22 protein-coding genes are annotated in these 23516 nt (G+C 54.9%); 19 read left to right on the top strand and 3 right to left on the bottom strand.

The window, feature by feature from the left end; translation table 11 throughout:
• The first annotated feature begins 3 nt into the window (after positions 1-3).
• The 14 genes from AB3Y40_RS20070 to AB3Y40_RS20005 all read left to right on the top strand — a co-directional run bounded on the left by AB3Y40_RS20070 (position 4) and on the right by AB3Y40_RS20005 (position 12794).
• A complete protein-coding gene (locus AB3Y40_RS20070; RefSeq protein WP_369440670.1) occupies positions 4-990 on the top strand; it encodes an ATPase, T2SS/T4P/T4SS family in 987 nt (328 codons plus the stop codon).
• Positions 987-1175, top strand: a complete 189-nt coding sequence (locus tag AB3Y40_RS20065) for a hypothetical protein (RefSeq protein WP_369440669.1) — start codon at positions 987-989, stop codon at positions 1173-1175. The genes AB3Y40_RS20070 and AB3Y40_RS20065 overlap by 4 nt, the downstream gene beginning before the upstream one ends.
• Positions 1172-1576, top strand: a complete 405-nt coding sequence (locus tag AB3Y40_RS20060; protein WP_369440668.1) for a hypothetical protein — start codon at positions 1172-1174, stop codon at positions 1574-1576. Before AB3Y40_RS20065 ends, AB3Y40_RS20060 begins: the two co-directional genes overlap by 4 nt.
• A 6-nt stretch (positions 1577-1582) precedes the next feature.
• Entirely contained in the window at positions 1583-2662 is a 1080-nt protein-coding gene (locus AB3Y40_RS20055) for a TrbL/VirB6 family protein (protein ID WP_369440667.1), read from the top strand.
• A gap of 157 nt (positions 2663-2819) precedes the next feature.
• Positions 2820-3665, top strand: a complete 846-nt coding sequence (locus AB3Y40_RS20050; protein WP_369440666.1) for a hypothetical protein — start codon at positions 2820-2822, stop codon at positions 3663-3665.
• A gap of 772 nt (positions 3666-4437) precedes the next feature.
• Positions 4438-5343 carry a 2-dehydro-3-deoxygalactonokinase gene (locus AB3Y40_RS20045; protein ID WP_369440665.1) on the top strand — a complete coding sequence of 302 codons (906 nt, stop codon included), beginning with the start codon at positions 4438-4440 and terminating at the stop codon, positions 5341-5343.
• Positions 5336-5581, top strand: a complete 246-nt coding sequence (locus AB3Y40_RS20040) for a hypothetical protein (protein ID WP_369440664.1) — start codon at positions 5336-5338, stop codon at positions 5579-5581. The genes AB3Y40_RS20045 and AB3Y40_RS20040 overlap by 8 nt, the downstream gene beginning before the upstream one ends.
• Positions 5578-6750, top strand: coding sequence for a galactonate dehydratase (dgoD, locus tag AB3Y40_RS20035; RefSeq protein ID WP_369440663.1), 1173 nt, complete (start codon positions 5578-5580; stop codon positions 6748-6750). Before AB3Y40_RS20040 ends, dgoD begins: the two co-directional genes overlap by 4 nt.
• Positions 6751-6755: 5 nt before the next feature.
• Complete coding sequence (locus AB3Y40_RS20030; RefSeq protein WP_369440662.1) at positions 6756-7529, top strand: SDR family oxidoreductase; 774 nt, start codon at positions 6756-6758, stop codon at positions 7527-7529.
• Positions 7530-7551: 22 nt separating this feature from the next.
• Entirely contained in the window at positions 7552-8526 is a 975-nt protein-coding gene (locus tag AB3Y40_RS20025) for a substrate-binding domain-containing protein (protein WP_369440661.1), read from the top strand.
• A 61-nt stretch (positions 8527-8587) separates the two neighbouring features.
• Complete coding sequence (locus AB3Y40_RS20020) at positions 8588-10090, top strand: sugar ABC transporter ATP-binding protein (RefSeq protein ID WP_369440660.1); 1503 nt, start codon at positions 8588-8590, stop codon at positions 10088-10090.
• A 14-nt stretch (positions 10091-10104) separates the two neighbouring features.
• The gene (locus AB3Y40_RS20015) at positions 10105-11103 is read left to right on the top strand and encodes an ABC transporter permease (RefSeq protein ID WP_369440659.1); all 999 of its coding nucleotides are present in this window, start codon (positions 10105-10107) and stop codon (positions 11101-11103) included.
• 61 nt (positions 11104-11164) lie between these two features.
• Entirely contained in the window at positions 11165-11875 is a 711-nt protein-coding gene (locus AB3Y40_RS20010) for a FadR/GntR family transcriptional regulator (protein WP_369440658.1), read from the top strand.
• Between the two features lie 58 nt (positions 11876-11933).
• Entirely contained in the window at positions 11934-12794 is an 861-nt protein-coding gene (locus AB3Y40_RS20005) for an aldose 1-epimerase (RefSeq protein ID WP_369440657.1), read from the top strand.
• Positions 12795-13277: 483 nt separating this feature from the next.
• On the opposite strand, the gene AB3Y40_RS20000 is transcribed toward AB3Y40_RS20005, so the two are convergent.
• Positions 13278-13724 carry a MarR family winged helix-turn-helix transcriptional regulator gene (locus AB3Y40_RS20000; RefSeq protein ID WP_369440656.1) on the bottom strand — a complete coding sequence of 149 codons (447 nt, stop codon included), beginning with the start codon at positions 13722-13724 and terminating at the stop codon, positions 13278-13280.
• A gap of 88 nt (positions 13725-13812) precedes the next feature.
• Between AB3Y40_RS20000 and AB3Y40_RS19995 the strand changes: the two genes are divergently transcribed.
• The 3 genes from AB3Y40_RS19995 to AB3Y40_RS19985 all read left to right on the top strand — a co-directional run bounded on the left by AB3Y40_RS19995 (position 13813) and on the right by AB3Y40_RS19985 (position 17779).
• Entirely contained in the window at positions 13813-14250 is a 438-nt protein-coding gene (locus AB3Y40_RS19995; RefSeq protein WP_369440655.1) for an ABA4-like family protein, read from the top strand.
• 798 nt (positions 14251-15048) lie between these two features.
• Positions 15049-17133, top strand: coding sequence for a sensor histidine kinase (locus AB3Y40_RS19990; protein ID WP_369440654.1), 2085 nt, complete (start codon positions 15049-15051; stop codon positions 17131-17133).
• Positions 17126-17779, top strand: a complete 654-nt coding sequence (locus tag AB3Y40_RS19985) for a response regulator (RefSeq protein ID WP_369440653.1) — start codon at positions 17126-17128, stop codon at positions 17777-17779. Before AB3Y40_RS19990 ends, AB3Y40_RS19985 begins: the two co-directional genes overlap by 8 nt.
• 194 nt (positions 17780-17973) lie before the next feature.
• On the opposite strand, the gene AB3Y40_RS19980 is transcribed toward AB3Y40_RS19985, so the two are convergent.
• Positions 17974-18663, bottom strand: coding sequence for a VPLPA-CTERM sorting domain-containing protein (locus AB3Y40_RS19980; protein WP_369440652.1), 690 nt, complete (start codon positions 18661-18663; stop codon positions 17974-17976).
• A 1084-nt stretch (positions 18664-19747) separates the two neighbouring features.
• Entirely contained in the window at positions 19748-20677 is a 930-nt protein-coding gene (locus AB3Y40_RS19975) for a LysR family transcriptional regulator (RefSeq protein WP_369440651.1), read from the bottom strand.
• 147 nt (positions 20678-20824) lie between these two features.
• Between AB3Y40_RS19975 and AB3Y40_RS19970 the strand changes: the two genes are divergently transcribed.
• Positions 20825-22420: an ABC transporter substrate-binding protein gene (locus AB3Y40_RS19970; RefSeq protein ID WP_369440690.1), complete on the top strand. Its 1596-nt coding sequence runs from the start codon at positions 20825-20827 to the stop codon at positions 22418-22420.
• A gap of 90 nt (positions 22421-22510) precedes the next feature.
• Positions 22511-23515 (top strand): ABC transporter permease subunit, encoded by a 1005-nt coding sequence (locus AB3Y40_RS19965; RefSeq protein ID WP_369440650.1) that lies wholly within the window; start codon positions 22511-22513, stop codon positions 23513-23515.
• Position 23516: the final 1 nt, after the last annotated feature.

The following is a 23516-nucleotide window of genomic DNA, read 5'->3' as shown; positions in this document are numbered from 1 at the left end:
CCCATGTCGCTGAGCTATCTCCAGACCTCGCTTGATCGGATCGACGCCGCCGCCCGCGACGATGTCATCGAGATCTGCATCAACCCTGACGGCAGCTGCTGGGGAGAATTCCAGGGCGATCACTTCATGCGAAAGCTGGACCGGAAGCTGAACGCAACGGAAGTGAAAGACCTCGGCAACCAGATCGCCTCTTCCGCCAATACCACCATGAGCAAGGACCGCCCGATCGTCTCGGTCTCGATCACCTACAAGGGCCGACCGATCCGAGCGCAGGTGATCACACCACCCGCGGTGCTAACGGCCATGTCGATCAGCCTTCGGTTCTTTTCGAGCCTGCCGCTCGAAGGAATCGCGCTGGATTTCCTATATGGCAAGGAACGAAAACTCGAAGAACTCCGCCTCGAGAAAACCCGGGAGCTGCGCGAGATCGTGGCCGCTGGCATCATCGACGATGCGCTGGCCTTCTGCGTCGAAAACAAGCTGAACATGATCGTCTCGGGCGGCACCTCCACCGGCAAGACTGTCGCTGCGCGGAAGATCCTCTCTCATGTGCCGGCCGAGGAACGCATCGTCACCATCGAGGAAGCCGCCGAGCTTCTGCCGACCCAGCCAAATGCCGTGACCCTCATCGCCAACCGGGATGCGGAATTCCAGACCGCTGATGTGCTGCTCACTGCCACGCTGCGCATGCGCCCCGACCGGATCATCCTCAGCGAGGTGCGCGGCAAGGAGGCCATGACCTTCCTCGAGGCGATCAACACCGGCCATGGCGGGTCCATGACCACGCTTCACGCCGAAACTCCGCAGCTCGCCGTGCAGCGCCTGGCCATCGCGGCGCTCAAGACCGAGATCCCGATGACCTATGCCGACATGATCCAGTACATCGAGAACTCCATCGACGTGATCATCCAGGCCGGTCGCAACGACGGCCGACGCGGCATCACAGAATTCTACCTCCCCGGCGCAACCGAGATCGGAGCTTCCCAATGAAGACCTTTGAATATGACATCCTGTTTTTCCACGTGAAGAAGCAAAAGGACTACGACGCGATGCGAAGCGCCTTGAATGAGCGCGGCGCTGAGGGGTGGGAAGTCATCACAGCTGAAGCAGGTGACTACGGCTACACCACGTTCTTGAAGCGAGAATCTTTGGCGACAAAGGCGGCTTCAGAATGATGCGGGTCGTTGCGACGGCAAGCCTGCTGGTCGTCGTCGGCGCAACAGATGGCATCGCTGAACGGAACCTGATCCCAACGCTCGACAATCAGCCAGATGTTTGTCCCGACCAACCTCCAGAGCCACAGTGGATGCAAGGCATAGATGTGCGCGAGTCCCACAAACGGCTCCTGATTCAACAAATTTATCGTGCGCAGAGCATGCAACGCATTGTTGAAGCCCAAAGCTGTGAATGTCCCACGCGGTATCCGCCCTGGGAGGCGGCTGAAGGCGTCTTCGTCGAGAATTTCGCCGCATCTGAATACTGGGACATCGTGGAAGCGACGTCAGAATACCGACGGCAGGCAAATGATCTTCGGCGCGAAGCCATGCCAATCTGCGAAGCTGCTGGAAATTGGTAGGGTTTCATGAGTGTCGTCACCTACTTCGTAGAAACGGCCGAAGGCTATCTCAATACCGCTGCCGAGACACAATTCGGTGCGGTCGCCGCAACAGTCGGAACGATGCTGGTACTCGGCACCACGCTCGTTGTCATTCTGGTTTTCATCAACACGATCTACCAGTATCGCGCCATGGACGGGCGCACGGCCTTTTGGCTCGCCGTGAAGATCGGACTGATAGGCGCATTTGCAACCAATTGGGTACAGTTCAACATCCTTGCTGCGGCGATCCTGAGCGGGATCGACAGCATTGCCGGATCGCTCGTTGCCTCTGTCGGCGGCGGGTCACCGGGCCCATCCGGAACCTTCGCAGAGGAGTTCGATGACCTGATCGCGGCGCTCGGGGACTATTTGAATGCTGCGGGGTCTGAACTGAACTGGATGGCCGGTGCCCTGTTGGACACCCTGGGGGTTTTGCTGCTCTCGATCCTCGGTGGGTTGGCGGCGTTTATCGTCGTTGCGTCCAGGCTCATGATCGCTCTGCTGATCGGGATTGCACCGATCATGATCTTCCTGACCCTTTTTGAAGTGACCAAGGATTATTTCGCGCGCTGGCTTTCGGCGCTGATTTCCTTTGCGATGTACCCTATCGTCGTGGCCGGCGTGTTCGCCACCATCACGGGGGTCTCGCGTGCGCTTCTTGCTGAGTTGGGCGACCCGGAAGGCGCCTCGAATATCGGCGCGCTCATTCCCTTCTTCATGATGGTGCTCATGGCAAAGGGCTTCATCATAGCCACGCCCTTCCTGGTTCGGGCGATTTCCGGAAACATCATGATGCCAGCGCTCTCAGCTGGATTCGGTGGCAGCTATGCCTTTGCTCGAGGGCTTGCAGGAAGCCAGCAAGTCTACAACCGGTACGCCATCGGAGGTGCGACTGGCGCGGAGTATGCAGCCCTGCGCGCGCGCCAATTCTTTGGTGTGCAAGCGTTACCAAGCCGACCCAACACTGCGGGAGGGCCAACCGCTGCTCCTCCCGGCGACGGAACCGGGACTGGCGCTCGGATGCTTGCGCAGCTTTCAAGGTTGGGTCGCCTAGGAAGACGGTGACGGCCCAAAGCCGCCTTCCACATCGGGAGCCACAAGCCACAGTGCGGCGCGTCGAAGGAGACATTCGCTGCGAACGCAGGATCGAGGACTTTTCAAGCGGGCATTTCGAGGGCTAGGAAACACGAAACGTGTAAACTTACTTTGGGGGAATGAAACGATGCGACGTTCAAAGAACAATCCTCCTGTGGCCCAAGGACAAAAATTCCCGTTTCAGATTTCCATAGTGGCGTGGGGTGATCTGCTTGGATACGGAAGCAAGATTGCCGAGGCGCAATTCAATCCACTGGGTGCTCGAGCGAAGAACAGCATCAAGAGGATGCGAGATTTCCACCGTATTGTAGCCGAGCACAGCAACAGAAACTTTCGTACGCTGGTCATCAACGACGGGGTTGCGGTGTTCCGCGATCTATCCTTGCGCAGCAGTTCGGTGTCGCATGACTTCCTCATGCGTAGTTGGAAGCTCTTTAAGGATATCAATCAGCATGAAACAAGCTCTGCCCAACCGGGTGTCAGGATGGTTTTGGCTTGCGGTTTCAGGATTCGTGGCAGGAAGGCGGTTGTTGAACCTGACCATGGGAAAGTAAAATCGATACTCAAGCGCTATCAGGAGGGCCTACTAACGGTTGATCAAGCCATTAGGGAAGCGTCTACCGCACGGCCATCATTCGACGTGGTCCCGCAGCTTCAAGCAAACTTTGCTTTTACCAAAGCTTACATTGCAGAAAGCTCGGGTGCCGCTGGAGGCTTCGCCGGACCAAACTTCTTTTTGGACACATCCTTGCTCAAACAACCGGATACCGAATGGCCAGTTGGCGGCAAGTTGTTTGACTGGGAACACAAGACTCTAGATCTCAAGAGCAAATTTAAGAGGGTTGAGGGCCTTCCGCCGGAAAAGTTCACGAATGAAGCAGGCTCTAGACTAAAGACGGGATTGGAAGTGGCACAGACGCTGGCTGGTGATAAGGATGTTCTGGATGCGCTTCGCAGTGCACGTAAAGACTGACGGCCCAAAGCCGCCGCCCAGCTATAGGTTGCCATGCTGCATTCGCAGCCCGCTTAGCAGTCATTCGCCGCGGTTGCGAAATCGATGGGTCGTCCGATGACCGCATGGCGGGACAAAGCGGACTTGTGCACCCGAAGCTATTTCTGACGCAGCATTTGCTCGCGTTCGCAGCACAAAATCTTCCGCGGCGTAGCGATTTTCATCGAAGCAGCCATTCGAATGTGTAGAAAACGGTTGCAACCACACCGTCCTCTCTCTGCGTTTTGTATGAGCTCGAAAAACGCGGACAACCGGATCTGTGCGGCTGCAGTTTTTGCTAACGCAGAAAACGCTGGCATTTAGGACGTCACTCATTTGTCAGTGCAGTACACTTTGCCGAAGCTGCCGTTTTTGAGGTTCCTTGGGTGTCACTTCTATCTTGTCTATCCGTACAGTTTCTTGGTCATTACTGCCGAGCGCGATTAGCTGTTAACAGCGACGCGGCGGACATGTTGTTCAATAATCTGGCGGTCGAGGCCCCTTAAGCCGAGGCATCGGCCTAGAAGCTACAGGCAATGCATCTTTGTCCCGACACGGCTTCGGTGTTGCCAACGACTCCTCAATTTCGAATCCCCATCCCAGCGATTTCGATACGTACAAAGCTTCGTTCGGCGTGATTGTGCGGGCCGTCAAAGCACTTACATGTCGCTTTATAAGTAATACTTAATAATTGACTCATCGTACTTTACGTGCTTTGTTACCCTTGAGCGAGGACATGGGGAGGGAGGATCACATGCAGCTTGCCGATGCGATCATTCTCGGGGATTGGGGTACGACCAATCTGCGCCTGTGGCTTGTCGGGCCCGACGGGACCATTCTGGACACCGTCACGTCACAGGATGGCGCAAAGGGTCTGGCCGGGTCTGCCAACGCTGACATTTTTGACAAGCTGACGCGCCCGTGGCGCAAAACGAATGCGCCAAGCCAAGCGATTTTGTGTGGGATGGTTGGACGCAAAGGGGGGTGGATCGAAGCCCCTTACCTGTCCACCGACAATTGGGGCGCATTGCCGCGCAATCTGGTCCAGGCAGAACATGGTGACATGGCCGTCTTTGTTGTTCCCGGCCTCAAAACGATCCGGTCGGACGACGTAATGCGAGGTGAGGAAACGCAGATTCTGGGGCTTGTGGCCGACACACCAGATTTTACCGGCACAATCTGTATGCCCGGCACCCACAGCAAGTGGTGCGATCTGTCAAATGGGAAGATCACCGACTTTCGCACCGAACTGACAGGCGAACTCTTTTCCCTTTTGTCAGAAGGTTCCACCCTGCGGGATGCAATTGAATTCGGACATTGTGACGATGCCTTCAATGACGGAGTGCGCGAAGCATTGAAAGAACAAGACGCAATGCAGCGATTGTTCAGTGTGCGCGCCAATTGGCTGCTGAACAATACGCGGCCCGAAGTCGGTTATTCCCGGCTGTCCGGGCTACTGGTCGGCGCCGAGATCGCCCGCGCCTGTCGCAAAACGGATCTTGAAACTGTCGCGCTTGTTGGCGCGAATACCTTGGTGGATTTATACGCACGAGCGCTGGGTCAGGCCGGAGTCGCGGCGACAATCCACTCTGGGAATATGCTTGTGATCCAAGGATTGCAAAGGATCGCGCAAGACGCGCGGGATCTGATCCATGGCTGAGTTGCTTGCAACCTTCCGGGGGCTTCACCCCCATGACGCCCTGCCGACGCCGCGGGTGACGTGTCCGACATCGGGACCTGCCGGCATCTACGTGACATCCGCACTTTCCGGCCTGCCTCAAGAAGCACACCAAAGCGAAGACCCGTCTGGAAAGACGTTTTTGGTCAAGGATGCCTTTCAAGGGCTGCCAAATGTGCCTGTGAAACTCACGCTGCCAGATACGGAACGGACACTATGAAAATCACCAAGATAACGCCCCATATCTGTAACGCAGGTATGCGAAACTGGATATTCGTCAAAGTCGAGACGGATGAACCCGGCATCGTGGGATGGGGCGAAGCAACGCTCGAGTGGAAGACCCGAGCCGTCAATGGCGCGATCGAAGATCTTGCACCACTGATGATCGGGACCGACCCGCGCGACATCGAACAAGCCATGCAGCGGATGCTGCGTCATGGGTTCTGGCGTTTGGGTGTTGTGGGTATGAGTGCTGTCAGCGGCATTGAGATTGCGCTGTGGGACATCTTGGGGAAGACCCTGAACACGCCGGTTTGGCGTCTTCTGGGGGGCAAGACACGCGATCATTTGCGCAGCTACACGCACCTTGGATTGGGCAATCAACAGGCCGTCTACAATACTGACACTGTGTCGTCCCTACGCGACCGCGCGCAAGAGGTGATCGAGCTTGGTTATGACGCGGTCAAGGTCGTCTGTGTGCCTTACACACATTACCTTAGCAGCCAATCGGCCGTCCGAGAGCTGGACGAGATGTTTTCGGCCTTGCGGCAGGCGATTGGCAGTCAGGTTGATATCATGGTGGATTTCCACGGCCGGCCTGCGTCGGTCGCAGCGGCGCGCCCTTACATCGACGTCTTGTCGCAATACGGCATCATGTTCGTCGAAGAGCCTGTACCGCCCGAAGATATGGCAGGCCATGCGATCCTGACCGCCGAAGGTAAAATCCCGATCGCAAGCGGCGAACGTCTGATTGGTCGGCGTGAATTCGAACCGGCCATCAGCGCGCGCGCATTCGATATCGCGCAGCCTGACATCGTGCACGCTGGCGGCATCTGGGAAACTCGCAAGATCGCGGCGCGCGCAGAGACGGCAGGGATCGGTCTGGCACCGCATAACCCGCTTGGCCCAATCGCGGGTGTCGCGGCGCTGCATTTCGGGATCGCGACCCCGAACGTGGTTATCCAGGAAGAAATGACCGGCGCGGTGCCTTGGTATGATGACGTGGTCTCTTGGCCGATCACGCGCAAACCCGGACGCTGGGGCATTCCCCACGCGCCCGGCTTGGGTATCGAGGTCGATGAAAAGGCGATAGCGGCCCATCCTTTCAAACAAGAACCCTTTGCGACGGCAGATGCAGTCGGCGCAGACGGCGCGATACTGGATTGGTAGGCAAGATGGGACGACTAACCGGAAAAACAGCCATCGTGACAGGTGCAGGGCGCGGCATTGGCGCCTGTATCGCAGAACGCTTCGCCCAAGAGGGCGCCTCTGTCGCAATCCTGGAGATCGACGCGGCGTCAGGTCACGCACAGGCAGCGAAAATCACAAAAGCCAGTGGAACGTGTGCGTCGTTCGACTGCGACGTCACCGATCCTGAAAGTGTTGGACATGCGGTAGCGGATGCAAAAGCAACCTTTGGACCTGCAAATGTTCTTGTGAACAATGCGGGCGCAAATGTGTTTCACAAACCGCATGAAATGCCAGAGGGCGCATGGGAAAAATGCTTGCGGCTTGACCTCGATTCTGCCTGGCACTGCGCCCGCGCGGTTCTGCCGCAAATGCGCCAGCAGCAACAAGGCAGCATCATCAACATCGCATCCACCCATTCCTTCCAGATCATCCCGCACACCTTTCCCTACCCGGTGGCCAAACACGGGCTGATCGGCCTGACACGTGCTTTGGCCGTTGAATATGCCCGCGTGAACATCCGCGTGAATGCCATCGCACCGGGCTACATCGAAACACAACTCGCACGCGACTACTGGGCTGGTTTCCCGGACCCCGCGGCGGAGCGCCAGAAAGCTCTGGACCTGCATCCGCCCGGTCGGATTGGTCAACCGGTCGAGGTTGCGAACACCGCTCTGTTTCTGGCCTCTGACGAGGCCCCATTCATCAACGCGGAGACCATCACAGTCGATGGTGGCCGCTCAAAAATTTACCACGAATAATGTCAATCAGAGGAGGAACGACATGAAAAACATGATCAAAACGGCAACGGCGCTCGCTCTTGCAATGGGGACTGCGGGAACGGCATCCGCAGAAGACATCCGTATCGGATATATCAACAAGATGGGCGACCACCCGTGGTTCGTGGCCGAGGTTGAAGGTGCAAAGGCTGCGGCAGAAGCGGCAGGTGCCAGTTTTACTGTGCAGGACGTCCAGTTCAACGCAGACCTGGCCATCACAGCCCTCGACACCATGATCGGTGACGGCGTTGACGGCATCGCGATCGTCGTGCCGGATCGCGGCATTGGCCCGGTTGTCGCCGCCCGCGCCGCAGAAGCGGGGATCAAATTGGTCGCCGTTGATGACGACATTTACCATCAGGACGGCACCAAAGTGCCGTTTGTGGGCCTTGATTCCTACAACATCGGATTGGCTGTCGGCGCGGAACTGGCGCAACAATACGAGGCTTCGGGCTGGAGTGCGGACAGCGTCATGCTTGCGTCGATCGAGGACCGCAAGGCCGACACCTGTATGCAGCGCAACCAAGGGGCCGAGGACGGCTTTCTCGCGGCTGTTTCGGATATCACGGCAGATCAGGTTGTACGGGTCGCCTATGACAACACGATGGTGAACGCCATCGACGTCATGACAACGACACTGACCGCCAATCCGCAGGTGCAAAACTGGATCTTCTATTCCTGCAATGATGACGGGGTTCTGGGTGCCGCACGGGCACTGGAAAACTCTGGCTACAGTGCCGATCAGGGGATCGGCATCGGTATCGATGGCAGCCGCGCCTGTGATGCTTTCGGGAACGGTCGCGAGTCCACGTTCCGCGGCACCATGTGGTTCAACGCTGCAAACCACGGCAAGGATGCCGTGAACCTGCTGATTGACGCCATCAAGAACGGGACCGAAATGCCGGAAAACACTTTCTCCCAGCCCGAACTGGTGAACCTCGAGAACTTCGCGGATTACCAAGGCACCTTGTGCAACTAATCGGGCATGATCGGCAGCCGGCCTTGTGCTGGTTGCCGGACTGCCAAGGGAGGGGTGCATCATGAAAAACACGATTGAAATGACAGGAATCTCCAAACGCTTTGGTGTTGTCCAAGCATTGGAGGATGTGAATTTGACCTTTCGTCCAGCCGAAGTGCTTGCACTGGTAGGGGAAAACGGCGCAGGAAAATCAACCCTGATGCGGATTCTCGAAGGGGTCTTCCCTCCGGACACCGGCGCGGTTGTGGTGGACGGCCAAAATACCAAATTCTCGGAGTCCCGCGAAGCGCACGGCGTCGGCATTCGCGTCATCCATCAAGAACCCGAAATTGTCCCCGACATGACCGTCGCCGAGAACATCTTTATCGGGGAAATGCCGCGTAAGGCTGGCTATTTTCTGGATCGCTCTGCCTTGCATCACAAGACCCGCGCGTTGCTGTCCGACTTCGGCATGGAAAACGAACTCCGCCCCGATCAGAAATGCGATCGGCTGGGCCCTGCACAACGTCAGATGATAGAAATCATTCGTGCGGTTCGTGCAGGCGGACGCTTAATCGCCTTTGACGAGCCCACGTCATCTCTGACAGATGACGAAGCGCGGCGCCTGTTCCGGATCGTCCGTCGCCTGCGTGATGAAGGCACAGCGGTGATCTATATTTCGCACCGTTTGAACGAGGTGATTGACCTGGCGGATCAGGTTTCCGTTCTGCGCGACGGGCGCATCGTGTCCACCACATCCATTGATGAAGAAACAGCCGACACTATTGCCCAAAAGATGGTTGGTCGCGAATTAAACACCCTGTTCCATCGCACATCCAAAGTGCGCACGGACCTGATCTTGCGGGTTGAAAACCTCAGCTCTGACGCTGTGCAAGACATCAATCTCGACATTTACGCGGGCGAAGTTGTCGGCTTGGGCGGATTGATGGGCGCCGGGCGTTCGGAACTTGCCAAAGCGATTTTCGGCTTTGATCGCATAACCGAAGGCCGGGTCGAAATGGGGGGCAAGACCCTACCTGCCGGAAATACCACCGCCGCCATTCAGGCCGGGATCGGGTTCGCCCCAGAAGACCGCAAGCACGAAGCGTTGCTTCTGATGCGGTCCATCCTGGAAAACGCATCGATGGTGATCCCCGACCTTGTCTCCAGCTATGGTTTGTTCAATCGGGCAAAGGCCTCGGCCATTGTTGGCGAGGCTGCCAGCACCATGCAAATCAAGGCCCCAAGTCTGGATACGCTGGTGTCGAATTTGTCAGGAGGCAACCAGCAAAAGGTCGTGCTTGCCCGGTGGCTTGCCCGCTCGCCTAAGCTGCTGATCCTGGACGAACCGACGCGCGGCATTGATGTCGGGGCGAAGTCGGAAATCTACAAACTGATCGACGATCTGGCCGCGCGCGGCATCGCCATCTTGCTGATCTCTTCTGAAATGCCGGAACTGATCGGGCTTGCAGACCGCACATTGGTCATGGCCGAGGGCCGCATTCAGGCGGAACTTAAAGGTGACAAGATCACCGAAGACGAAATCCTAAAATACGCGATGCACAACGCAGCGTCAGCAGCCTAAGCGAGGGACCAAACATGTCAAATGAGACTTTGAATACAAGCAGCGCCAAGGCCAGCCAGACGTTCTATGAAGCAACCGTCGGGCGCATCGGTATCCATAACGTCAGCCTTATCCTTGCGCTTTTGGTCCTGGTTGCGGTCTTTGGATCATTGCGGGGAGATGTGTTTTTCTCAACGCGCAACCTTTTGAACATGGGTATGGGCATTGCCATTCTGGGGGTGCTTGCGATTTCGCAAACGGCTGTGATCGTTTCTGGCGGACTTGATATCTCGGTGGGCTCTATTGTGGGGTTGTCGACGGTCGCGGTCGCCTCTGCCATTCAGGCGACTGACATGGCAGGTTTTGGCATCGCGGCGGGTCTGATGGTTGGCGCTTTGGCCGGGTTGGTAAATGGTGTGATTATCACTTACGGCAGGGTGAACGCCGTCATTGTGACACTTGGCACCATGGCCATTTTTCGCGGCATTGCGTTCATTATCTCGAACGGGCAGTCGATCTCGATCTTCAACGACAGCTTTCGCCTGATCGGGATCGGGCGCTTTCTGGGCATTCCCTTTCCGATCTGGATCTTGATTGGCACGGCAGTTGTGTTCCAAATCTTCCTTGCCAAATCGATTGTCGGGCGGAATTTCTATGCCATCGGCGGCAACCCGATCGTCGCCAAGTTCGCTGGCATCAAGCTAAACCGCTACCGCGTGGGGACTTATGTGATGAGCGGCGCTGTGGCCGGGATCGGTGGCATTCTGCTGGCCGCACGCACAGGGTCCGGGCAACCGGTTTCGGGTTCGCAAGGCCTTGAACTTGAAGCGATCACCGCCGCGTTTCTTGGGGGGTGCGCGATGCAAGGCGGAAAAGGCACTGTGGTCGGTGCGTTGCTTGGCGTTGCCATCATCGGGATCCTCAACAACGGCATGATCCTGACGTCGGTCCCGACGTTCTATCAACTGCTTGCCAAAGGCTCTTTGCTGATCCTTGCGGTCATCTTTGCAGAGTACCAACAGAACCGGAACTGATATACACTTTGCGCGATGGCCTGCCATTGAAGGCCATCGCGCAGACGGAAAGGTGTATCTGTTGAAAGATCAAGACAAGCAGCCCAAGCACGCGCGCCTGACACGCGAAATTGCGGGAAAGATCCTGACCGGCGAATACGCTGTAGGACACAGGTTGCCTGTCGAGGCCGATCTGATCGAACGCTATCAGGTATCGCGGACGGCGCTGCGCGAAGGATTAAGAACGCTGGCTGCAAAAGGCTTTGTGGTTTCGCGCAAACGGCTTGGCACAATGGTGAATGACCGCAGCTTGTGGAACCTGCTCGACTCGGACGTTTTATCCTGGATGGACAATACCGATATCCAGGCGGACTTTCTGCAGCAAGTCGGCGAGGCCCGGTTGATCTTTGAACCAGAGGCCGCGCGCCTGGCTGCGCAACGGGCAACGGCCGCACAGGTCGCTGAAATTGAACGGGCGTTCCTTGCCATGAAGTCGGCCGTCGCCAAGGACGATCGGATCGACGCCGACCTCGCGTTTCATGTGGGAATTCTTGCCGCCTCTCAAAACCATGTGCTGCAAAACTTCGGGGCAATCATCGGCACCGCCTTGCGCGCGTCTTTTGAAATCTCGGACCAGGCAACGGCCAGTTACGACAATACTTTGGATTTGCACGGTGCTGTCTTGCAAGCCATCAGGCTTCAGGATGACGCGAAAGCCCGCGAACAGATGTTTGAACTTCTGAAAAAATCTGTGACCGATCTTGGCCTTCAAGATGTCTCGCAACACGCCTAATTGCGGCATCGGGGCCTTAAGGGACGTGCCGATCAGTGCGCCTTCAAGCTGACACAGCATGGTGGAACTCACAGACCTTACTGCCGGTGATGCCAGCCTCGTTTTAGCACCCTCAATGGGAGGTGGGATCGCCCGGCTCGACGTTGGCGGAAAACCAGTTTTGCGGCCTTGGTCGGGTGACGAAACCGATCCGTTTTCACTGGCCTGCAACGTCCTGATCCCGTTTTCCAACCGTATTTCCGGTGGCGGGTTCACATGGCGCGATACCTTTTATCCTCTCGCATCAAATCTCGAAGGCGAACGGTTTCCTATTCATGGGAACGCTTTTCAGCGACCTTGGCAAATCACAAAAACTGGAACCTCAGCTTCAATGACTTTGCCCGACGGCAATTTCGGTCCATGGACTTACGAAGCACAGCAAGCCTTTGACCTGACGCCCAACAAACTTGACGTAAAGCTCACAGTAACAAATCGCGGAAAGGACCCGATGCCATTCGGGTGCGGCCTCCATCCGTGGTTTCCTCGGGATTGCGAAACCCAGCTTTCTTTTTCAGCACAAGCAGTCTGGTTAGAGGATAAGTTTCATCTGCCATCCAAACTGCTGCAATTGCCGGATAACTCCGAATGGAGCTTTGAGCACCCACGCAACCTTCCCAAGACATGGATCAATAACTGCTACTCTGGTTGGCGGGGTGCTGCACGGATCTGCCAGTCAGACTGCGGAGTGTCTTGCGCCATTTATTCCGATCAAATCATGAAATATGCAGTTGTTTTTTCGCCCGACGAGACGGCCAATTTCTTTTGCTTTGAGCCAGTGTCGCATGCCATCAACAGTTTCCACAAGGAAGGGCAGTTAGGATTAGTAGAGTTAGTGAATGGGGAGAGTTTGACGTCAAACATTGTCTTTTCGTGGAACTGAGCGGACGGCAGCACCACCTTGCTAAACGTTGTGACACGGCTCAATTAGCCCTTTTCGTTGCCCGAAAACCTTTCCCGTGGTCGCCTGATTTGCGTCGCGTCCTGAAAATTCAAGTCACGTTCTATGCTGCGCCTGGCATGAATGGCCTGTTTCTTCTCTGCACGATGGCGCTAAATCCCTCGCTCATGCCGAGTTTCTCACTTTGCGAGCGCATGCATCAGGGTTTTAAGGTTTCCGCTTTGGGCTCAGAGCCGACCTCAGATGCAACGCAGCATTTGCCACCTCGTGGCATCGAACCTTGTCACTAGCGGCCCATTCCTGCCATTCGCCGACCGGTCGAGATGCTGCGATTGCAGCCCGCATTCCGGCCATTCGCTGCAGTAGCGAAATCGGAGCTAGCTCGAACTCACACATCGCGGTCGAAGCTGCCTTTCGTCTTAAAGATATGAATTTCTGCTACAGGTTTATCGCGACGCGGTCATTTTACGCCAACGTGTCGCCTGTTCCCGCTATCAACCGCCGCAATATCGATGCGAAGCGATCCATTTCTTCATCATCACAACGGTCGTCGAAAAGATATCCTGCTCGCTTCGAGAACGTGGAAAGCGCTTCGGACAATTTTGCGCGCCCTGCATCCGTTGCCACAACGAAGACCAGTCGTGCATCGCGCTCATCGACCTCTCGGTCAACAAGGCCAACTTTTTCCATAGGCGCTGCCATTCGCGTGATTGTGGACGCACTGACATGCATCCGTCGCGCCAAATCGACTCGGGGCAGCCTGTTGGCCGCTGAGCGCTCAAGATGAAGCAGTAGGAAAAACTCGTTTACGGATATTCCGTGAACAGCCGAGAATTCGCCAGTTAGCCCGGCCCGGAAGTCGTCGGCGACCTGAAGCAGGCGTAGTGCGTTGGTTGTGTATAAATCAGTCATGTGACATATCTATTGCGACTCGCTTGCAGATGCAAGCATATTGCAACTTGTAGTACACGACCTGGTCACATTAAGGGAAACACTTGCCATGGACTTCGAAACTCTATTCTCAATCGCCGGTCTTATTGCAATGTTCGGCTGGCTATGCCTGCTGTTCTCACCGCTCATACCAAAATGGGCGGACTGGATCGCAGGATTGGTCCTGCCAATCATCCTGTCCTTGGGCTACGTGACCCTGCTCATCACACCGTCGTCTGACAGTGCCGGCGGCTTCGGAACGCTGGCTGATGTCATGGTGCTGTTCTCAAATGAGCAAGCCGCACTCGCCGGTTGGATTCACTTTCTCGCATTTGATCTCTTTATCGGCGCATGGGTCTGTCGCACCGCTCGCGCAGAAGGCGTAAGCTTCTGGCTTGTTGCTCCGTGCTTGCCAGTGATCTTTCTTTTTGGACCTGCGGGGCTCCTTGCTTTTCAAGTTGTCCGCGCGGTTCGCAATCGAACCATCAAGGCATCCATATCCGCCTAAGCTGCCATTCGGCCATTGCGCAGCATTTGAGAGCTAGGACTCACATCCTGTCACCGGCGCTGATGCAGCATTCTGGTGCCAAGCCAAGATCGCGCTAGAGTACGGCCCATTGCGGCCATCTATCGGATAGGCCTACGCTGCAATGAAGCTTCACCAAACCGGACTTTCGCGGCGAGCGCAAAATCGGGCAGTGGTCGAACTCACAGCCTCGGACAAAGTGTGAATTCACTGCGGCGGCGCCCATGGCCGATGGAATTTGAACTGGATCACAAACAATCGTTACCGGCGGCGACACGACGTATCAATTCTAAGTGATCCTCACTGGTGGGAGGCAGAGTGCCTTCAAGACCGACCTCGCTTATTGCGAGATGCAAGGCTTGACGTGAAAGGCTGGGATCATGATTGCGATCCGTCGTCTCTTTGCGCTTGACGGAAGATCGGCCCTGTCTGGTGCTCGTTCCAAAAATATATTCTTGAGCGCCAGCTGGCCAATTTTTGCGTGCAAGTGTTTTGCGGAGTCCGAGTGCTTCCGACTCGAGATTTTTACGTTGCAGAAACTCTCAGAAAGTTTGCACCAAAGGCGACACCGCGAAACCCCGACAGACAGACCTTAAACAGTTTGACAATCCCTTGTTCAGGGGATGTGCGAACGACCTGCGCGTGAGCATATTTCAGGCTAATGAACGAATTACATATACTGATAGATAGAGCTGACTTTAGGGACTCGACTGCGTGACTCCAAATTCATCACCCGCTTTAGTCTTGGCATCCGCAACAATCGTATGCGCCTTAGCGGCAATGGCGGCATTGCTCGTTGCTATCAATCAGCCTTGGATGGGCATCAAACTCGCCCCGATACCAGAGCAAAGCTTGGTCTGGGTCGAAAAAGTTGATGCGAACGGCCCTGCTGCGGAAGTCAGTACAGCCACTTCCCTTATCGCAATCAACGGTATCGAACTTGTGCCGTCTGACTTGATTGAAGAGCCTGATCAGTTTCAAACCTACGAAGACTACAAAGCCTTCATGGTCAAACAGCAAAAACTGTTTGAAGCGTTAAATTCCGGCACCGTCAATTTGGTATTGGAAGGGGAGGCTGGGACCCAAGCCTTAGTGCCAAGAACAACCCGACCCGTTTCGAGCTTACCCACTGTATTCTGGATTCAGATCGTGACTGGCTTTGCGAGCGCGTTCATAGGCAGTTGGGTTTGGAGTTTGAAACGCGACGAATTCAGTGCCCGCCTTTTGTTCGTTGCCGGTTTTGGAATCTTGGTAATGGTGTTTCCGGCAGCGATATACAGCACCCGAGAACTCGCGATGAATGGCAGTTTGTTTCGTTGGTTGTCGGCGGTTGATCATCTGGGCGCACAGACATTTGGCGTTTGCACGCTGATGGTATTTTTTGTCTATCCTTACCGTATCGCGCCGCTCTACGCGGTTTGGGCGATCCCCTTAGTTATCGGTTCTTGGTGGGTTGCCGACACAGCGCAGATCATTTTTGAAGGTCCGCCGACGGGTTTCCACCTGCCTGGCCTCTTGATGCTGGCGGCCTTCTTTGCCGTGGCCACCATTCAATACAGGCGTGCCAAGGACGACCCGGTCGCCAAGGCCGCTTTGGCCTGCTTCGCGCTTTCTGTCGCGATTGGCGCCGGTATGTTCGTAGGTGTGGTCATTGCCCCCCAGGTTATGGGCATCACGCCAGAGATTTCGCAAGGCTATGCCTTCGTCCTGTTTCTATTGCTATTCATCGGTGTTGCAATCGGAGTCGCGCGCTATCGATTGTTTGAACTTGGAAGTTGGGCTTTCTCGATCCTGTTTTACTTCAGTGGCGTGCTTCTGCTTTTGCTGATCGACGCCGCTCTCGTCGTGTTTGTGTCCTTCGAGCGCGCACCTGCATTTTCTGTCTCGCTACTTTTGATCGCGCTCGCCTACTTGCCGACACGCGACTACTTCGCCCGTAAACTTGATTGGAGATGGGAAGTCGATCGCGAGATCCTGTTTCGCGAAGTTGTCGATATTGCGCTTACATCTGAAGCCAAAGTACAGGAAACGGCGTGGCTCGGTTTGCTCAAGAACACATTTCGTCCGCTGAATTTGCAGGTAGACAAGACAATAGAAGAACATGCGCCGAAAATCACTGAAGAAGGCAAGACGCTGGTGTTCCCTGCGCTGCAGACTTTGCCTGCGATCAGAGCGGACTTTGCGCATTCCGGTCGCAGGCTTTTCTCGCCCAAAGATCAAAAGCTGGCGCGCGAGCTTTTTGCTTTCTTGTCTCACGCTTTGGAACGCCACCACGCATACCAAAAGGGCGCAACAGAGGAACGTGCGCGGATATCAAGAGACTTGCACGATAATATTGGCGCGCAACTTCTGCGCGCCCTGCACAATGAGTCCACGCGAAACAAGGATGAAATTCTTCGCGAAACGCTCGGTGATCTTCGTGATGTTATCAACAATATCTCGGCCTATGGCCATTCTGCCGAGGATGCTCTCGCGGACCTGAGGGCCGAAACAGCAGAGCGGCTGAACAACGTCGGAATCAAGCTCAACTGGAATTTGGATAGGAGTCTGAAGTTGCCACTGGAACCTCTGCAAACCTACTCTCTTCGTTCTCTTATCCGTGAAGCCGTGAGCAATGTGATCACACATTCGCGGGCAAGCCAGTTTAGCATATCCTTTTCGCTTCAAGGTGATCAGGTTGTGACGGAGATTGAAGATGACGGCATTGGATTCGAACAGGATGCGGTCAAATCGGGAAATGGGCTGACAAATATGAAGTCGCGAATATCAAGCCTTTCGGGCCAGTTTGATATTCTTCGAATGGAGCGGGGAACGCGTGTCCTGGCACGATTCCCCATACGTCTGGAAGGTGCGGCTCATGGATAGGATCCTGGTCGTCGAAGACATTTCAGAAACGCGCCGCTGGCTCGAAGAGGTCTCGTTGAAAGCCTTCCCGGGCAGCAAGATTGAAGGTGTACCAAATGTCGCATCAGGGTTACGACAAATCGAATTGCAGAGCTACGATCTTGCCCTGATAGACCTTGGCTTACCAGACGGCACCGGACTTGATGTGCTCAAGGTCTTGCGTCGAAAACAGCCCGAAGCACAATGCGTCATCACGACCGTACTGGGTGAAGACAGCCACGTCGTCGCGGCCCTTTCGGCCGGCGCCCATGGATATATTCTGAAGGAACAGCCCGCGGATCAGATCATCAATCAACTAAAACAGCTTGCTGCAGGGATCCCGGCCCTTTCGCCTTCGATAGCCCGGCGCATTATGGAACACTTCCAAAGGACGGGCCCTTCTGTTCAGGAGGATGAGAACCTCACACCGAAGGAGAAAGACGTGTTGGCATTGATTGGCAGAGGCTTGAGAAATTCAGAGGCTGCACAGGACCTGGGGATTAGCGAAAACACCATCGCATCGCACATCAAGTCGATATATCGCAAGCTGGGAATTTCCTCCCGCGCTGAAGCTGCTTGGCACGCCACCCGACTGGGATTTGCGACAAGAAATCAAGAAGACCATTAGATTACGCAGCCCATGCAGCAAACGGTCGTCCGCTCCGACGAATAGGCCGGGTGCAATCAACGGCGACAAAGTCCTACTTTCCGAAAAACAGAGCGCCGGATCCTTACGGACCCAAGCGCCCACATTAGATCATTCACAGGGCTTGCCCGGACCAGAATAAGACCAGCATTGGGCAAGAGATTTACAGTTTTGAGTTATGCTTTCTTCCGAGAACGGATGAGGCTAAGGCCACCCAGTGCGCCTATCATAAGAAAGCCCGCAGCTGGTAGCGGCACTGCCGAAACGTTTGCGCTTGTAAGCGTCACTGCTATGTCACCGTTTCGCGCCCGACGATCATTGCGCGGAATCCACCGATAGCTAAACAGGTCAAATCCGGCGTTTGATTGGTAGTGCACGGTCTCGCTAAGAGTTGCGTCAAGGGTTGAGCCGCCAAGCGGTCCGTCAAGGGTCAGGCGAAAAAACGCGTTCCAACCATATTTGAAATTGACCGGCGGATTGCTTGGAGCGGGGTCAAAAAGTTGGGTCACATCGTGAAACGTAAAGGTGTCACCAACTGCGGCTACGCTTACGTCAGCATCGGAAGATTTGTAATCGAAGTTGAATTCCTGTGCAGGAGCATAGGACGACAAGGGATCTTGTTGGGGTAGAAAAGTCGAAAAATCGAAACTGACCAGACGATCTGCGCCTGACAGTGAGGAATCAAAGGTGACAGTTCCGTTGACAGTTCCGCCTGGCGTTTGTGGCGGACTCTCGGAGCCGCCGCATCCAACACAGTAGTATGTACTGGCTGGGAATGTAATATTTAGATCGTAAGTGATCGGTGCGGCAAACGCACCGGATGCCACGGTCAGCAATCCCGCAATTGCAGCAATAACTCTTTTCACTGGTCCACTCCTTTTGACCGTTATGAGGCTCCGAGCATCAGGAATGAAATCCAACACAGCAACGATCGCGCTTGTGTTTCCAAAAAGCCCGCGCCCCCATCCTTCTACTGAGCCAGATGGTGCGCCCGACGTTTCGCCACACCTACCATTGAACAACATGCTCAGGAATGGGATAGGGGGTTGGCATCAACGGTTCCATCCCCTGTTCAGGTGAATTTTTCCCTGTCAGGCCTAACCGTTTTGCCGGGCACGGCTTTGGATGCGTTGATCCTTTCGCGGTGTCCATAGCTCATGCAGTGGCTTTCTGTTCCATATTTGGCTTTGGGTCGTTTTGGCAAGTGAGCGGCCCGCCATGGGGTTTCAGGTTTTGCAGTGCCTGTTCAGAGAAGCGCTTCAAACCATCCCGAAAATGCTGTTGCGGCGAATGTCAGAAATGCGTGCTACGGGCGCGGTAGACATCAGCTACGACCACTTGCAGGACTGACGGTCCTGACCCATGCCAAACAAGGCTTTCTTCGGCTTCCTACCTGCGCTGCAATATGCAGCATTTTGCGCTTTCGGCTTGCCGCGGCCATCAGGACAACCGCGGCATCCTATAACAAGGTCCGTAAAGCGGCGCTGAGGACGGCCCAAACCTGACATTGGTCGATAGCTCGTATCGCTGCAGTGCGGCCCGTCGAACCGGCCATTCGCTGCATTGCAAAAGTACTGAACCGCTCGAACTCACAGATTGCGGGACGAAGCTAACATTGGGCTTCACGTTTTTGCTGTCGCAGCAATAATGTGCACCAGCGGTAGATTTCGCGCTGTGGTGAGATCGCGGTGCACAAGTAGCCGTTGCCTGCTGACTCCAAAGGGTTGGTCCGAACAACAATTTTTCCACGCGGCTTTTGTTTAATAACGCACAGACAGCATCCCTGCTTTAGCACTCCCAATCTATATGTACTTCGTCATGGGCGTAAGGTTTTCGAATTGGTGACCAGCGAATACCATTCGCACTATTCAATTCATGCAGCCTTGTGAAAAAAGCCGTTTCACTGGTGCGAGCCGCTGATTTGTCCGCTCTTATCTGGCATGAGTACAATCAGGGGCGGAAAACGAAGTCGAGCCCTTCTTGATCGGAAAATGCATGCACCTCTTCGCGAAGAGCGTTCCGAAAATCGGAAATCTCAGGTGAGAACCATTGATCTGATGGTGTCGCTACTCCGTATTTGAGCGAAATACGGGGCTTGAGTGGGAGCGTCTTCACTCCGGCGGAACGAAACAGCGGAGCCGAAAACGGTTCAGCGATCGTCGCGATCTTGCCAGCGGCGACCATCGCATATCGGGTCGCTGACGTGTGACACCAAATTTTTATGTTTGCATTCTCTTCCAGTTTCGCACGCTGCGTCGTGTCCCCATCAGCGTTTTGATCCATAATTGCATTTGGCAAAAGGCCAGCAATATCCAAGCCATACAAGTCCTGAGAGGAAATTTCTGTTTTTGAAGTCAAGGGATGGTTTTCGTTCAGAGCAAAGACGTAGGCTGCGTCTGCAATCATTTCGACTGCGGTCCCGTTCAGTTCCGGCATGAGGAAAGTGAAGGCAATATCCACACGCCGCTTCGCCAAGAGATCGAGCGCCGAGCTATAGCTGGTCGTTTCGATCTCTATACCCATTTCCGGGCGCTTGTCGTGGAACCGCGTGATCGCCCCGGGTAAAATTGCAGTGGCCAAGGTCGGAAGACATGCAATCCGAAGTCTCTGGTTCAGGCCTTCTCTGATTGATCTGACGGCTTCTTTCAACGAATCCATGCCTGAAAATTGCCGTTCAACCTGAGCATGAAACGCACGCCCCTGTTCGGTAAGTTCGATCCCGGCAGCCGAGCGAAAAAACAGATCAAATCCGGTGTTTTTTTCAAGCTCTGACAAGAGACGGCTTGCGCCAGATTGCGTGACCCCCAAGGATTTTGCGGCCGCTGAAATGGTGCCCAGTCTTACGATCAGCAAGAACAATTCGAGTTGTCTAAAGGTCATGTTTCAACCCCGCCCTCATGGGGCATGTGTTTTTCGCATTACATCCGATCAGAGCTCTCAGGTTAACAAAGTTCCCAGGCGATGGCCAATCCCTCCTTGCGGAGCGGGCCCACGCTCAAAGCTAAACGACAAACAATCGGGGACATCATGAAAAAAATTTGGACAGTAACCGGTCTGATTGCGGCGGCACTTACATTCGGCACCTCCGCATCTGCGGCAAGCAATCTGATCTATTGCTCGGAAGGCAGCCCAGAGGGTTTCGCGCCGGCGTTGTATACAAGCGGCACGACTTTTGACGCATCTTCTGTCCCTTTGTATAACAGATTGGTTGAATTCAAGTCGGGAACGACGGAATTGGCCCCGGGTCTTGCAGAGAGTTGGGACATCTCTGAGGATGGGTTGAGTGTCACCTTTCATCTTCGGCCGGGTGTAAAATTTCATAGCAATCGCGGTTTTACGCCAACGCGCGACATGAATGCCGATGATGTGATTTTTACCTTCCAGCACCAGATGGACGATGTGCATCCGTTCCACGCGGTCGGGGGATCAACCTTTGAATATTTCTCCAGCATGGATATGGGCGGGTTGATCGAAAGCATGGAGAAGATCGACGACCTCACTGTGCGCTTTAATCTGACCCGTCGCGAAATTCCGTTTCTTGCAAACCTAGGGATGGATTTCGCATCGATCTTGTCCGCTGAATATGCCGACCATCTTTTGGCTCAGGACAACATCGATGCGATCAACACCGCGCCGATCGGCACCGGTCCGTTTGTGTTTTTGAACTATCAACAGGACGCTGTTGTTCGGTTTCGCGCCAACGATGATTTTTGGGGCGAGCGTCCTGCGGTCGACAATCTGATATTTGCTATCACGCCCGATGCATCGGTGCGCTATCAGAAACTTCTTGCGGGTGAATGCCAAGTGATGGCTTACCCCAACATTTCGGATGTTGAAGGCATGCGTGCGTCCGATGAGATCAATTTGCTAGAGCAAGAAGGTTTCAACGTTGGCTACCTTGCCTTTAACACAAATGAGCCACCCTTTGATGATCCGCGTGTCCGGCAAGCGTTGACAATGGCTGTAAACAAGGAGGCCATCATCGATGCGGTTTTCCAGGGTGCCGGAGAAGTCGCCAAGAATCCGCTTCCTCCGACGATCTGGGGGTATAATGACGACATCCAACCCTGGCCATATGATCCCGAAGCCGCACGCAGCCTCCTGGAAGAGGTCGGCGTTTTTGATCTGGGCACCGCGATTTGGGCGATGCCTGTCCAGCGGGCTTACAATCCAAATGCGCGCCGCATGGCAGAGCTCATTCAAGCGGATTGGTCTGCTGTTGGTGTCGAGGCGGAAATCGTGTCCTACGAATGGGGTGAATACCTGAAACGCTCTGGTGAAACCGATCGTGCGGGGGCCGTTCTGCTGGGCTGGACTGGGGACAATGGTGATCCGGACAACTTTCTGACCGGTCTGCTGACCTGTGATGGCGTGGGCGGTTACAATCGCTCATTCTGGTGTAACGACGCATTCGACGAGGTGGTCCAGCAAGCCCGGACATCTGACGATAATGCGCAGCGGGTCGAATTGTATCACCGTGCCCAAGAAATCTTCCACGAAGACGCGCCCTGGATCACAACCGGCCACTCGATTGTTTACCTTCCGGTGCGCAACGAAGTGCAGGGTTATGTCATCAGCCCGCTTGGAAAACACGACTTTTCCCACGTCGAAATCGTAAACTAATTCGATCTCTCCCTGTGCCACCGCCAGCTAAGTATGTGCGCGGTGACACGACCTTGACGGTCGTCAACCCAACATTCCGAAGGGGGTTAGATGCTTAAGTTCTTCCTCAACAAACTCATGCTCGTTGTTCCGACATTTCTGGGGGTTTCAATTGCGGCATTCGCTTTTGTCCGGCTCCTGCCGGGCGATCCGATCCTGCTGATTGCCGGTGAACGGGGTGTCAGCGAAGAACGATACGCAGAGCTTGCCGCTCAATACGGTTTTGATCGGCCATTGTTTATTCAGTATTTTGAGTTTCTGGCCAATATCTTCCAAGGGGATCTTGGGACATCCTATATCTCCAAAGGCCCTGTCATGGCCGAGTTTTTGGCGCGGTTTCCGGCAACGGTAGAATTGGCCTTTTTTGCGATCATTTTTGCGGTGGTGATCGGTTTGCCGGCGGGCATTTTCTCGGCAATCAAACGCGGAACTGCGGTTGATCACACCGTGATGGGGATCAGCCTGATCGGCTACTCCATGCCAATCTTCTGGTGGGGATTGTTGCTGATCATCGTTTTTTCAAGCTGGCTAGGCCTGACGCCAATATCTGGTCGTATCGATCTGATCTATTATATCGAACCGGTCACCGGGTTTCTTTTGATAGATACGCTTCTGGCGGGTGATTTCGGAGCGTTCAAATCCGCTTTGGCGCATCTTGTGTTGCCTTCGGTGGTGCTGGGCACCATTCCGATGGCTGTTATCGCCCGCCAGACCCGTTCGGCGATGCTTGAGGTCATGGGTGAGGATTATATCCGAACCGCCAAGGCAAAAGGGTTGTCGCGGGGGCGTATCATTTTCGTTCACGCCTTGCGCAACGCGTTGATCACCGTCGTGACCGTAATCGGCTTGCAAGTTGGCGTTTTGCTCGCCGGGGCAATTCTGACAGAAACGATCTTTGCCTGGCCTGGAATAGGGAAATGGATGATCGATTCAATCACTCGCCGTGACTATCCCTCTGTCCAGGCTGGTCTGTTGCTCATTGCGACGATCGTCATGGTTATCAACCTACTTGTGGATTTGCTCTACGGAATCGTGAATCCGCGGATCAGCCACTAGG

Source organism: Yoonia sp. R2331, assembly GCF_041103235.1.
GTDB lineage: Bacteria > Pseudomonadota > Alphaproteobacteria > Rhodobacterales > Rhodobacteraceae > CANMYO01.
This window is presented reverse-complemented; position numbering and strand designations above follow the sequence as displayed.